Annotated in this window: 12 protein-coding genes, 1 pseudogene and 1 other annotated feature; of the genes and pseudogenes, 4 read left to right on the top strand and 9 right to left on the bottom strand. The window is 62.2% G+C overall.

The annotated features are described in order from the left end of the window. Positions 1–27: 27 nt before the first annotated feature. Positions 28–573 carry an adenine phosphoribosyltransferase gene (gene apt / locus C2U47_RS21030; protein WP_010674707.1) on the bottom strand — a complete coding sequence of 182 codons (546 nt, stop codon included), beginning with the start codon at positions 571–573 and terminating at the stop codon, positions 28–30. A 132-nt stretch (positions 574–705) separates the two neighbouring features. Next, positions 706–1,083: a YbaN family protein gene (locus tag C2U47_RS21025; protein ID WP_010674706.1), complete on the bottom strand. Its 378-nt coding sequence runs from the start codon at positions 1,081–1,083 to the stop codon at positions 706–708. Between the two features lie 176 nt (positions 1,084–1,259). On the opposite strand from C2U47_RS21025, the gene dusC reads away from it, so the two are divergent. The 4 genes from dusC (at position 1,260) to C2U47_RS21005 (ending at position 4,576) form a co-directional block, all read left to right on the top strand. Next, complete coding sequence (gene dusC, locus C2U47_RS21020; protein ID WP_029314520.1) at positions 1,260–2,204, top strand: tRNA dihydrouridine(16) synthase DusC; 945 nt, start codon at positions 1,260–1,262, stop codon at positions 2,202–2,204. 56 nt (positions 2,205–2,260) lie between these two features. Continuing rightward, a complete protein-coding gene (locus tag C2U47_RS21015; RefSeq protein WP_103261881.1) occupies positions 2,261–3,088 on the top strand; it encodes an AraC family transcriptional regulator in 828 nt (275 codons plus the stop codon). Between the two features lie 73 nt (positions 3,089–3,161). Beyond that, positions 3,162–4,022 (top strand): DMT family transporter, encoded by an 861-nt coding sequence (locus tag C2U47_RS21010; protein WP_233735841.1) that lies wholly within the window; start codon positions 3,162–3,164, stop codon positions 4,020–4,022. Positions 4,023–4,207: 185 nt separating this feature from the next. Further along, on the top strand, positions 4,208–4,576 hold the full coding sequence (locus C2U47_RS21005) for a TraR/DksA family transcriptional regulator (RefSeq protein WP_039039175.1): 369 nt from the start codon (positions 4,208–4,210) through the stop codon (positions 4,574–4,576). A gap of 158 nt (positions 4,577–4,734) precedes the next feature. Here the strand turns inward: C2U47_RS21005 and rnd are convergent, their stop codons facing one another. From rnd to C2U47_RS20970, 7 genes and pseudogenes are all read right to left on the bottom strand, one after another. Next, positions 4,735–5,847 (bottom strand): ribonuclease D, encoded by a 1,113-nt coding sequence (rnd, locus tag C2U47_RS21000; RefSeq protein ID WP_103261984.1) that lies wholly within the window; start codon positions 5,845–5,847, stop codon positions 4,735–4,737. Between the two features lie 98 nt (positions 5,848–5,945). Further along, the gene (gene fadD, locus C2U47_RS20995) at positions 5,946–7,622 is read right to left on the bottom strand and encodes a long-chain-fatty-acid--CoA ligase FadD (RefSeq protein ID WP_103261983.1); all 1,677 of its coding nucleotides are present in this window, start codon (positions 7,620–7,622) and stop codon (positions 5,946–5,948) included. Between the two features lie 196 nt (positions 7,623–7,818). Next, entirely contained in the window at positions 7,819–8,670 is an 852-nt protein-coding gene (locus C2U47_RS20990; RefSeq protein WP_042017609.1) for an alpha/beta fold hydrolase, read from the bottom strand. A gap of 9 nt (positions 8,671–8,679) precedes the next feature. Beyond that, positions 8,680–9,195 carry a Slp family lipoprotein gene (locus C2U47_RS20985; protein WP_010674698.1) on the bottom strand — a complete coding sequence of 172 codons (516 nt, stop codon included), beginning with the start codon at positions 9,193–9,195 and terminating at the stop codon, positions 8,680–8,682. A 50-nt stretch (positions 9,196–9,245) separates the two neighbouring features. Further along, a complete protein-coding gene (gene tsaB, locus C2U47_RS20980; RefSeq protein WP_010674697.1) occupies positions 9,246–9,947 on the bottom strand; it encodes a tRNA (adenosine(37)-N6)-threonylcarbamoyltransferase complex dimerization subunit type 1 TsaB in 702 nt (233 codons plus the stop codon). 97 nt (positions 9,948–10,044) lie between these two features. Next, positions 10,045–11,963, bottom strand: a pseudogene (locus C2U47_RS20975) (ATP-dependent DNA helicase). 61 nt (positions 11,964–12,024) lie between these two features. After that, positions 12,025–12,270: a hypothetical protein gene (locus tag C2U47_RS20970; RefSeq protein ID WP_010674695.1), complete on the bottom strand. Its 246-nt coding sequence runs from the start codon at positions 12,268–12,270 to the stop codon at positions 12,025–12,027. Between the two features lie 190 nt (positions 12,271–12,460). Next, positions 12,461–12,586: a sequence feature (His leader region), on the top strand. The last annotated feature ends 21 nt before the right edge of the window (positions 12,587–12,607 follow it).

The following is a 12,607-nucleotide window of genomic DNA, read 5'->3' as shown; positions in this document are numbered from 1 at the left end:
ACGAGGCCTGCCGCGCGAAGGGGCGATTTACGCCCCCGCGAGTTCCACCAGAGAGACCACCTTGACGCCGGCGGCGGTCAGGCGGGCATCACCGCCCAGGGACGGCAGGGAGATGATGAAGGCGGCATCCGCTACCTCACCGCCGGCGCGGCGGATGAGCTTGACGGTGGCATCGACGGTGCCGCCGGTGGCCAGCAGATCGTCCACCACCAGCACCTTGTCACCGGGCACGATGGCATCGGTGTGCAGTTGCAGGGTGTCGGTGCCGTACTCCAGGGCGTAGGACTCCTCGATGACGGCGCGGGGCAGCTTGCCCGGCTTGCGCACCGGCACGAACCCCAGCCCCATGGCGTAGGCAACCGGGGCGCCGAAGATGAAGCCACGGGCCTCGGTGCCGACAATCTTGGTGATGCCTTGATCACGGTAATGATCGGCCAGCAGATCGATGGTGGCCTTGAAGGCCTCGGCATTCTCGATCAGGCTGGTGATGTCGCGAAACAGAATGCCCGGCTTCGGATAGTCGGGAATGGTCTTGATGCTCGCTTCGATAAACTTCAGGGTTTCCGGATTCATTATTTGACCGCTTATTTTTTGAGCCCTGCCATGGCGGCGCACGGGGTCTCCGCCTGGGGGCAGTAAAAAGGCCCGTCACGCAAAAATGACGAGCCAACTCCATAGCATTATTGCCGCGATAGCTTAGGGATTTCACTTCTTCATTGCAACCGGCTCCAGCACCGGCAGACGCATCAACCAGGTGAGCAGGATCACCATTATGACAACCAGCAGCCACCTCACCCAGGGCAACGGCACCACCAGCAGCGATACCGAGAACGAGATCAGGATGAAGATGATGGCGCGGCATCTGGCGTGGCGGCGAATGCCGCGATACTGCTGCCAGTCGAGGATGGGGGGGCCAAACCAGGGATGCGCCAGCAACCAGCCATGAAAGCGGGGGGAGGAGCGCGCAAACAGCGCCGCCGCCAGCAACATGAAGGGGGTTGTCGGCAGCAGGGGCAGGACTATCCCGACTATCCCGGTGGCGAAGGCAAGCCAGCCCAGGGCCATCAGACACCAGCGTTTCATGGGTACTCCTCTAGTGTTTCTCTGCCTTTAGCCTAACAGAGTTGGCCCGGAAGCTGACAGCCTGGCCCAGTCTGCGGCCGTCGATGGGGGCCATCGAGTGGGCAGACGGCTGACAATCCCGGCCATTGCCACTACAATCTGCGCTCTTTTTTCTCCCCTTGTCTTCGGAAGCAGCTATGCGCGTTATTTTGGCCCCCATGCAGGGGGTGCTGGATCACCTGATGCGGGAGGTCCTCACCTCCGTCAATGATTACGACCTCTGCGTCAGTGAATTCATCCGGGTGGTCGATCAACTGCTGCCCGCCAAGGTCTTCCATCGCATCTGCCCCGAGCTGAAACAGGATGGCAAGACCCGTGCAGGGACCCCGGTACGGGTGCAACTGCTGGGACAACATCCGGAGTGGCTGGCAGAAAATGCCATACGGGCCATCGAGCTCGGCTCTCCCGGGGTCGATCTCAACTTCGGCTGCCCTGCCCCCACGGTCAACAAGAGCAAGGGGGGCGCCGTGCTGCTCAAGGAACCCGAGACCGTCTATCGCATCGTCAAGGCGGTGCGGGAGGCCGTGCCTGCCCACCTGCCGGTGAGCGCCAAGATCCGCCTGGGATACGATGACAAGGATCTCTATCTGGACAACGCCCAGGCCGTCTATCAGGGGGGGGCCAACGAGCTGGCGGTGCATGCCCGCACCAAGCGCGAAGGCTACAAGGCGCCGGCCCACTGGGAGTACGTGGACGCCATCCGCCGCGCCCTGCCCATCCCCATCACCGCCAACGGCGAGATCTGGAACCATGCCGATGCCCTGACCTGTGCCCGGGTGTCCGGTTGCGATGCCCTCATGGTGGGCCGGGGCGCCATCTCCCTGCCCAACCTGGCCAACGTGATGAAGACGGGGTGTGCCCACATGAGCTGGGCCGAGGTACTGCAATTGATGGTGACCTACACCGAGCAGGATCTGGCGAGCGACAAGGCCGACTACTACCCGAGCCGCATCAAGCAGTGGTTCTCCTACATAGTGCGGGAATACCCCCAGGCCGACGAGCTGTTTCGCCGCATCCGCACCATCAAGACCGCAGAGGAGATCCGCTCCGCCCTCGAGCGCGAGTGCGCCTCACAGGCCTAGACTTGGCCGCCACCCCGCAGCGCCCTATGATGAAGGCTCATTGACAGGAGGTCAGGATGCAAGGAGTGCCGGTCAACTTTACCCATCAGCACGACAGGGCCGATTTTCGCGCCCTGCCGGGGCAGCCTGCGACCGAGCTCTATCGCGCCCACATCCAGCACCACATCTTCGATCCCCATAGTCACGAGGGGTTTGGCCTCGGTGTCATCGAGTGCGGTGCCGAGCGCTTTCGCTATCGCGGCAGCCAGCTCCTGGCCGGTCCCGGCAGCCTGGTGCTGATGAACCCCGATGAGCTGCACACGGGCGAGTCAGCCTGCGAGCAGGGGTGGCGCTATCGCATGCTCTACCTGCCCGCCGACCGGCTCGAGGCCATCAGCGGCGAGCGCGACTGGTATTTCACCGATGCCGTGCGAAGCGATCCGCGCACTGCCCCCGTCCTGCAGGCGACCCTGGATGCCCTCTGGCACTGTGACAGCGAGCTCGCCGCCGACGGCCTGCTGCTAAGGGTGTGCGAGACCCTGCGCCCCCATGCCCGGGCCCTGGCGGCCCCGCGCGAAGCGGCCCACCCTCTGGGCCGCGCTATCGACTATATGCAGGCCTATTTCGCCCGCCCCATTACCCTGGCCGAGCTGGCCGGTTCGGTGAACCTCAGCCCCTACCACTTCCAGCGCAGCTTCAAGGCCCGCTTTCACGTCACCCCCCAGCAGATGTTGATGGCCATCCGCCTGCAGCGCGCCAAGGGGTGGCTGGCTGCCGGCCTGCCCGCTGCCGAGGTGGCCGCCGCCTGTGGTCTGGCCGATCAGTCCCACCTCAACCGTGCCTTCCTGCGCCGCTATGGCACCACCCCGGTCCGCTACCAGAAACAGGTGCAGGCTGGCCGCTAAAGCGCAATCTGGTTCAATACACCCCCCTTCCCCCTGCTAGGCTGACTTCCTTCTTCTTTACCGGATATGAAACATGTTGATCGGAGTCCTGTTTGCCCTGCTGGCCGGCCTGATGTGGGGGCTCATCTTCGTCGCCCCCCTCTTGGTGGATGGCTATCCCCCCGCCCTGCTCGCGAGCGGCCGCTACCTCGCCTTCGGCCTCATCGTACTGCCGCTCGCCTGGCAGGCCCGCAAACACCTGGCGGCCCTCTCGGCCAGCGACTGGCGAGAGGCCCTCGCCCTCACTCTGGTGGGGAACCTTCTCTACTACTTCTGCCTGTCGGGGGCCATCTTGCGCATCGGCTCGCCCCTGGCAGCCATGTTTATCGGCACCCTGCCGGTGGTGACGGCCCTGGCCGCCAACCGCCTCTATGGCGCACGGGACGGTCGCCTCTCCCGCACCCGGCTCTACCCGTCCCTGGTGCTGATGGGGGCCGGCCTCTATCTGGTCAACAGCGCCGAGCTGATCTGGCACACCGAGGCGCGCACCGAACAACTGCTTGGGCTCGCCCTGGCGGTGGGCGCCGTGCTGTGCTGGACCTGGTATCCCCTGCGCAACGCCCGCTGGCTGCGCGAGCACCCGGGCCGCAGTCCGGCCGTCTGGGCCACCGCCCAGGGGCTGGTGACCCTGCCGGTAGCGCTCATTGCCTATCTCGGCAGCCTCGGCCATCTTGCCCTGAGCGCACCGGACTTTCCCCTGCCCTTCGGGCCGACGCCCCTGCGCTTCGTGCTGCTGATGGGGGCAGTGGGGCTCCTCTGCTCCTGGCTCGGCACCCTATGCTGGAACGAAGCGAGCCAGCGCCTGCCGACCGTGCTGGTCGGGCCGCTCATCGTGTTCGAGACTCTAGCGGGACTCTTGTACGCCTTTATGCTGCGCGGGATCATGCCCCCATGAGTACCCTGGTGGGTGTCGTCTGTCTGGTGGCGGGAGTGCTCTACGTCATCACCGGCAAGCCGCAGCACCTGCCGAAAAAACCCGTCAAAGCACGGTTAACTTGACTCATGTCATCTTGATAAACCGCGGGTTTCCCTATACTGGCCGAGTTTTATCACTCGTTTTTGGGGGCTGCTGTGTGTGAAGTGACGCAAGCCCGGTTGGCCGAATGGCATCAGCGCCTTCTGACCGACTGGGCGCAAACAAGAGAGGAGCTGATCCGTCAGCTCAAGGCCTGTCGACAAGATGACTGGGCACAGAAGGTGGAGCGCTGCGAGCGGGATCAACTGGTTGATCTGACCAGCCGTCTCGATCTGCCCGGGGTGGAACACAGCGTGGCACGCCTCAAGCGGCTCGACGCGGCGCTCTGCCAGATGGATCTGGGGCTCTATGGCTTCTGCTCCGATTGTGAGGAGCCGCTGCTCCCTGAACAGCTGGAACAGGATCCGACCCTGCAACGCTGCCCGCGCTGCGAGGCCCGCTACCGCAAGGGATTCCACGCTCACGAACTCTGATGGGGGCACCCTTTGTGCCCGCCATTTTCCTCCTCCACCCCTTCTCGCTTCCCATCATGACCAACCCCCTGGCGCGACGATCCCGGCAACCCCCGGGGGCTGCCGCACAGGCATGAAAAAAGGGAGTCATGGACTCCCCTTCTCGTACTGCGTACTCGTCACTGTGCCAGCAGGTGGCCTACCAGCTCATGACGCCACCCTTGCAGCAGCATGGGCTTGTCCGCCCTGGCCCGCTCCTCGGCACTCATGCGCCAGCTCCAGGTGAAGTACTGGTGGATGATCTTCTTGCTCGCCACCAGCTCCGGCGGAATGTTGCTGGCGTTGGCCTTCTCCTCCACCATGGCCTTGATGCGCTTGAGCTCGGCCTTGTACTGGGGGAAGTCCACCAGACGGCGGATGGGATCGGGCCAGCTCGCAGGGTCGCTCTGCTGGGCGGCGGCGACGATGTCCAGCATCCGCTTGCCGTGGATCTTGATCTCGATGGGCGAGAGGCCCAGCTCGTTGAGATCCCGTAGCGAAGCGGGACGACGCTCCGCCACCTTGAACAGGTGCAGCTCTTTGACCACGAAGTTGAGGGCGAGATCCCGGCGTACCGCTTCCTGCTGGCGCCAGGCGGCCAGCTCGCGCAGGATGGCCAGCTCGCGGCGACCCAGTTGCCAGGCGTTGACGATCTCGAGGTAGGCCTGACGGGGATCGCTGCCCTGGGTCTTGCGGGCGGAGTGGTTCTGGCACTCCTGCTCGAACCAGGGGAACTTGCCGCTCTCGCGCAGTCTGGCCATCACCTTCTCGTAGAGGGGCATGAGGTAGAAGACATCCGCCGCGGCATATTCCAGCTGACGAGGGGTAAGGGGGCGCGCCAGCCAGTCGGTACGGGCCTGATCCTTCTCAAGCTCGACCCCGAGGAATTCGTTGACCAGGGCGCCAAACCCCACCGACACGCCATGGCCCAGGAAGGCTGCCGCCAGCTGGGTATCGTGCATCTGGTTGGGCAGGTGACCCGCCTGATGCTGGATAAGTTCCAGATCCTCACCGGAGGCGTGCAGGATGGCAATCTGTCCGGCCCGACCGAGGCGCTGCCACAAACCGGAGAGATCCAGGGTCAGGGGATCGAGCAGGGCAAGCTGCTTGCCATCGTAGATCTGGAACAGACCGAGCTGGGGATAGTAGGTACGGGTGCGAACGAATTCGGTATCGATGGCCAGGGGAACGTCGGCCAGAGAAGCGAGATACTGATCCAGTTCGGCTTGCTGTGAAATGAGTTGATATTGCATCGTTGCCTGCACGTTGGTCGGATCCAGAAAGAAAAAACCGTGGATGTCCCACGGTTTTGCATAACGACAGCGCTGGACTGCAAAGCAGTGCATGCCGGTTACTGCTTGGCAATCTCCTCGTCGCGCAGCACGCGGCGCAGGATCTTGCCCACGTTGGTCTTGGGAAGTTCGTCGCGAAATTCTACCAGTTTCGGCACCTTATAGGCAGTCAGATGTTTGCGGCAGTGGGCAATTATCTCCTCTTCCGCCAGCTTTGCATCTTTCTTGACCACGAAGATCTTCACCTGCTCGCCGGACACCGGGTTGGGTACGCCGACGGCGGCTACCTCCAGCACCTTGGGATGCAGGGCCACCACGTCTTCTATCTCGTTCGGGTAGACGTTGAAGCCGGAGACCAGGATCATGTCCTTCTTGCGATCGACAATCTTGAAGAAACCCTGCTCGTCGCATACCGCGATGTCGCCGGTGCAGAGCCAGCCATCCTGCATCACCTCGGCGGTCGCCTCCGGGCGCTGCCAGTAGCCGGTCATCACCTGAGGACCGCGCACCTGCATCTCGCCGGGGACACCCCGTTCGGTGACCTGGTTACCCTCGTCATCCACCAGACGGATCTCGGTGGAGCAGACCGGCAGACCGATGGAGCCGTTGTAATCCACCAGATCATAGGGGCAGACGCTCACCAGGGGCGAGCACTCGGTCAGGCCATAGCCCTCCAGCAGCGGGGTGCCGGTCAGCCCCTTCCACTGCTCGGCCACCGCCCGTTGCACCGCCATGCCGCCACCGATGGTGAGCTTGAGCTTGGCAAAATCCATGCCCTTGAACTCGTCGTTGTTGACCAGGGCGTTGAACAGGGTGTTCACCCCGGTGATGCAGGTGAAAGGATACTTCTTGATCTCTTTGACAAAACCCGGGATGTCGCGGGGGTTGCTGATGAGCAGGTTGTAGCCCCCCAGACGCATGAACAGCAGGCAGTTCACCGTCAGGGCGAAGACGTGATAGAGCGGCAGCGCCGTGACCACAAACTCCTTGCCGCGCTCCAGCACGGGGCCATAGACACCGAGGCACTGCTCGACGTTGGCGATCATATTGCGATGAGTCAGCATGGCCCCCTTGGAGAGGCCGGTGGTCCCGCCGGTGTATTGCAGGAAGGCGATGTCCTGGTTGCTGATCTCGGGTTTGATGTACTGCAGGTAGCGCCCCTTGGCGAGGGCCTGGCGCATGGTGCTGGCATGGGGCAGGTTGTACTTGGGCACCAGCTTCTTGACGTATTTGACCACGAAGTTGACCAGGGTCCCCTTGGCCAGCCCCAGGTTGTCTCCCATCCGGGTCAGGATCACATGCTTGACCGGGGTGTCATACACCACTTTTTCCAGGGTGTGGGCAAAGTTGGAGACGATGACGATGGCCTTGGCGCCGGAGTCTTTCAACTGATGCTCCAGCTCGCGCGGGGTATAGAGGGGGTTGACGTTCACCACCGTCATGCCGGCCCGCAGGATGCCGAATACCGCGATGGGGTATTGCAGCAGGTTAGGCATCATCACGGCCACCCTGTCCCCCTTGCCGAGCTTGAGCTCGTTTTGCAGGTAGGCGGCGAAGGCTCGGGACTGCTCCTCCAGCCGGCGGTAGGTAATGGTCTGCCCCATGTTGACGAAGGCGGGCTGATCGGCGAACTGGTTCACCGACTCTTCAAACATCTCGACCAGAGAGCCGTATTGGTCTGGATTGATCTCGGCGGGCACCCCTTCTGGATAACGCTTCAGCCAGACTCTTTCCACGAACTTCTCCTGCATAACTCGCACCTGTGCGCTCACTGTGTTGCCTCCGTCCCTGTCACATCCATTTCAATCAATTGTTTTAAGTTCATGCTCTAATGCCGCACATATTTACATAAGGCAACATCAATTAACAGTGAATTAACAACGGGAAATGTGAGGGAGAAAGCAAACCTGACATGATTCAAAGCCGCCGATCCTACCGGATTTGAGCGAAGTTTTCGATATAAACGGCGGTTTCTGATGAATTTTCCATATGAAAATGATGGCCTCCTGCCACTGTCACCCGTTCAATGTGGCCAAAGGCCGCCTCCCGCAACTGCCACTGTGCCAGGAGCCCGGGGAAGCCCTGCTCTCCCCGGATAAAGAGCACCGGACAGGCTATGGCCCGGATCAGGGCCTGGGCCTGCCCCTCGCTCATGCGCAGGGGCGAGAGATCGCGAAGACGGGGATCACTGCGCCAATACCAGCGCCCTGCCCGCGCCTCCAGCTGCCGCTCGCAGATAAGGCGTGCCGCACTCGAGGGAATGTCCGCCACCTTGCAGCGGGCAGCCACCGCCTCCTCGAGGGTGGCAAATCCACTAGTTGCACGCTCACGGGTACGAGTGCGGTTGAGGATGGCGCGGCGCAGCTGCCCCGGTACCTCCTCGTCGGGCTGGCTCAAGGGGCCGAGCCCCTCCAGCAGAATGAGCCGCTCGATTTGCTCGGGAAAGACGCCGGCATAGGCAGAGGCAATCAGCGCCCCCAGGGAGTGACCAAGCAGGATGAAACGCTGCCAGCCCGCGGCCTGGCTGATCTGGTAGAGATCATCCAGCCAGTCCACGAAGACATAGGGAGTCGACTTGTGATCGGAGTGACCATGGCCCGGCAAATCGACGCAGACCAGATGAAACGCCCCCAGCCAGGGGGCCAGAGGCAAAAAGCTGGCACCGTTGTCGAGCCAGCCATGGAGGGCCACCAGCAGCGGTCTGCCCTCCTGACCATTGTCCAGCAGGGCGATGTGCCGCCCGTCCGCCAGGCGCAGCCTGCGCTCCTGCAATGTCGCCGTCATCCGGGCTCCTCAGCGGCGCAGGGACCGTCTGGGCCAGAAGGGATCATAGAAAGGATCGTAAAAGTAGGGATCCATGTAGCGGATCTCCACCTCCTTCACCGGTGGCCACAGCTTGCTCCCCGTCACCTTGAGTACCGAGAAGCGATACTTGTGCTCGCCAATCTGGCTGTCCACCGGCTTGTCGAGGGTGCCGAGCACCGTCAGGCTGCGACCCTTGGCATAGAGGGTCGGGTCGACAAACCCCTGCATGATGGCGAGAAAACGACCTGGGCTCTGCTCGGTCTGCTCCGGCACCCCATTGGACTTGAGGGGCAGATAGACCACCTCGATGACACTCTGATCCGCCTTGTTGTGGACCGCCGAGATGACACCGCTCCAGCGGGCCGGCTTGCCTTCCATCCCCTGCAGAGCGGGTTGATAGGCCACCAGCTGATCCGCAGGCTCATAGGCAAGCTCTTTGGGCACCGTGCTGCAACCGCCCAGCAGCAGCCCCACCAATCCCAGCATGATCACGGATTTTCTCATTCGTCTCTCCTTCATCGTCCGACAAAGCAGCCCGGGGCAGCCGCTGCCGTTTATTCGCGACCCGGCAGTTTCTTCCAGGTCACCTTGTCACGCAGATAGACAGGGGTGGCTTGCTCAACCGGCACCGCCTCACCCGCAAACCAGGCCTGGCGTGCCAGAGGCAGCATGTCGGCGGCCGCCGGGAAACGCACCTGGCTTGGCATCAGCACATCTGCCAGGCCGCCCAGAGTCTCGCCATAGGTTTCAAAACCGGTGCCAACGCAGCTCACCGCGCCAGTCAGCTTGTCACGGGCCTGCACCAGTGCGGCTGGCTCGCTCACCACCTCCTCGCCCACCAGCGTCATCACTCCGTCCACCAGGGCGTAGTGGCCGAAATAGACCTCGTCCATGCGCGCATCGATGGCGGCAAGCACCTGCTCGGCCCCTTCCAGCTTATGGGCCCCCTGGGCCATGGCCGCCAGGGTGGAGACACCGATCATCGGCACGCCGGCACCAAAGGCGAGCCCCTGGGCCACGCTGATCCCGATCCGTACCCCGGTGAAGGAGCCAGGCCCACGACCGAAGGCGATGGCGTCGAGCTCATCCAACGATAGACCGGCTTCATCCAACAGAGCCTGAACCATGGGCAGGATCTTGCGGGTATGGTCACGGGGCGCCTCTTCCCAGCGGGAAAAGAGGGTATCGCCCACCAAGAGGGCTGCGGAGCAGGCTTCGGTGGCGGTATCCACGGCCAGGATCTTCAACTCATCCATTCTTTTTATTCTCTTCACATCAGTCAGTTAAATCGTCAGCATGGCCAAGGCCTGCCGTCATGCATGGCCGGGGGCAATCAGCCCCGGCGCGGCGGACTCACTCCCGTGGTCCGAAAAATTCTCCCAGGGTCGCCAGCTCCCGGGTCCGTGGAATGGCAGGCAGGCTCTTGATGAAGGTGGCGCCATAGGGCTTGTTGACCACCCGGGGATCACAAATAACCAATACGCCGTGATCACTGCGATCACGGATGAGCCGCCCCACCCCCTGCTTGAGGGCAATCACCGCCTTGGGCAACTGCAGCTCGGCAAAGGGATCCCCCCCCTTGAGCTTGCAATCCTCCACCCGTGCCTTGAGCTGGGGATCGTCCGGGCTCGCAAAGGGCAGCTTGTCGATGATAACACAGGACAATGCCGCCCCCGCACGTCTATCCCCTCCCAGAAACTGCTGGTGGCCACCAGCACGGCCCGACCGTTTTCCACGAAGGTCTTGAGCAGCCGCTGCTTGTTGTCTTCCCCTTGCAGCAGGACGGTGCGGCCGATTTCCCGGCGTAGCACCTCAGCCACCTGGCGCATCACCTGATGGCTGGTGCAGAGGAAAAAACATCCCCCCGGCGTCTTGTTGATGAGGGGGATCATCAGGGTCGCCAGCTGCTCCCCGCGCCCGAAGGCATTGGGCTCTGGCAAGAAACGGGGTACGCACAGGCGCGCCTGCTCGGCGTAATCGAACGGACTGTCGAGAATGAGTTCGGCGCTGCCGGCCAGCCCCATCTCGGCGACGAAGTGGGCGAAGCGATTGTCCACCGTCAAGGTGGCCGAGGTGAAGATCCAGGCCACCTCGGGGCGCTGCACCTCGGCACCGAAGCGCTCGGCGACCGACAGCGGCGTCAGATTGAGGGTAAAGTGCAGACGCGAACAGTCATACCAGTAGGAGAAACCGGTCTGGTTGACCGCCAGCACCTCCCCAAGGCGGGTGCGCAGCTCGCTGATGCGCTCGAAACAGTGATCCAGCAGCTCCCCTCGCCCGAGCGCCAGTTTCAGCACTTCATAACAGAGCCCGATGGCATCGTTGAGACGGGCCAGCGCCTGGGCCCAGAGGGATTGTCTCAGCAGATCCCGGGTGTTGCCGCGCCCCCCCTCCACGCCGAAGGCAAGGCGCAGATCCTGACTGGCAATGGCGAGCCTGTCCGCCGCCTTGCCAAGCTGGGCCATGTCATGAGCCTCTGCCCGGTAGGCGAGCTGGATATCCTGCGCCAAATCCTGGATGGTGCGGCTGCCCACGGACTTGCCGAAGTAGTGGCTGGCGATCTCGGGCAGCTGGTGCGCCTCGTCGAAGACATAGACCTGCGCCTCGGGCACCAGCTCGCCAAAGCCGGTGTCTTTGACCGCCATGTCGGCGAAAAAGAGATGGTGGTTGATCACCACCACCTGGGCGTCCATGGCACGGCGCCGGGCGATGACCAGGTGACAATCATCGTAATAGGGGCAGTCGCGACCCAGGCAGTTGTCGTTGGTGCTGGTGACGTGGGCAAGGATCTCGGCGTTCTCCTGTAGCCCCGGGATATCCCCCACATCGCCGTTGTCGGTGGCAGTCGACCAGGATTTGACCTTCACGAGATCGCTCAGGATCTCGGGCTTTTGAAGATGGGATTCACTCAACAGCCGGTTCATCCGCTCGATGCAGAGGTAATTGCTGCGCCCCTTGAGCAGTGCCACCGGCGGGGTGTAGTGAAGCGCCCCCGTGATGGTGGGCAGATCCCGATAGAAGAGCTGCTCCTGCAGGTTCTTGGATCCGGTGCTGATCACCACCCGCTTACCGGATTCCAGCGCAGGCACCAGATAGGCATAGGTTTTGCCAGTGCCCGTTCCAGCCTCCACCAGCAAGCGGCCACCTTGCTTGATGGCGCGCGACACCGCCTCGGCCATCTCCAGTTGCGGGGCACGGGCCTTGAAGCCGTCGATATGGCGGGCCAGGGGGCCGTCTGGCTTGAACAGGGTCTGGATGATGGTCAAAGGCATGTCCCGCTGCAAAAGCGGGCATTATGCCAAAAGCGCGGAAAAAGCGGGACTGATAATGCGTTCAGACGAAGAGATCAATCCGGTGGTCCGGATCCGGTTTGTGATCATCATCCTGCACCGCTGGTTGATCAGGCTTTGGCGGCTGCTCTCTCTGCTGGTGATGCTGGCCACCGCCGCCATTGTCGGTGCCTATCTTGCGCAGCTGATGTTTCTGGCTGATCTGGGTCACCTCCCGCTTGATGTCATCCGGGCTCGGTGTCGAGGGTGCGCGGGGCAGGATGGGAAATAACAGATCCTGGCTGGGCATGATGTCGCCTCCTTTGGCATCTCATTGTCTAGTTATCGACCAGAAAACCGTTTTCTCAACTTTAATCGTCCTGATCACATTTTTCGGTTGCATTTTCTGTCAAGGCAGGTAGTTTAAATCGGGCGTCAACAACGGCATCTGATTTGTAAAGGATTGATTACATCATGAAGTTCACCACCCTGAAGACTCATCATCACCATCATCATCCCGAATAGTCTTTCAGGAGGTTGACTGCTGGAAGACACTTAACTGGTGACTTCCAAAAGGACCGCAAGATTCATGAACCCTCGGAAGCACATACTTCCGAGGGTTTTTTTCGTTTTTGACTAGAAGGAAA

Origin of the sequence: Aeromonas sp. ASNIH7, assembly GCF_002903485.1 — a bacterium.
Taxonomy (GTDB): domain Bacteria; phylum Pseudomonadota; class Gammaproteobacteria; order Enterobacterales; family Aeromonadaceae; genus Aeromonas; species Aeromonas caviae.
This window is presented reverse-complemented; position numbering and strand designations above follow the sequence as displayed.